The following is a 273-nucleotide window of genomic DNA, read 5'->3' as shown; positions in this document are numbered from 1 at the left end:
AAGGCGGATATAAAGGCGTTACTGTCAAAAATGTGCTGCAAATGTCATCCGGTATTGGTTTTAATGAAAATTACGGCGATCTGTCATCGGATATCGTGCATTACATCATCCAGATTTTGACCGGATCAGTGAAGGACTTCACCGCCCATCTTAAAAATGTGCGCCCGCAGGGGACGCAGAATGTCTATGTTTCAGCGGATACGCAGGTACTGGCCATGGTGCTGGAAGGCGCGACGGGCAAACCTTTTGTGCAATATTTCCGCGAAAAATTGT

General features: G+C 46.9%; 1 protein-coding gene. It reads left to right on the top strand.

Features of this window, described 5'->3' with window-relative positions:
- Nucleotides 1–273, top strand: a 273-nt coding sequence (locus HBA93_RS21150) for a serine hydrolase (RefSeq protein ID WP_221724580.1), incomplete at both ends; no start/stop codon positions are given.

The organism is Ochrobactrum sp. SFR4 (assembly GCF_019730395.1).
Taxonomy (GTDB): domain Bacteria; phylum Pseudomonadota; class Alphaproteobacteria; order Rhizobiales; family Rhizobiaceae; genus Pseudochrobactrum.
This window is presented reverse-complemented; position numbering and strand designations above follow the sequence as displayed.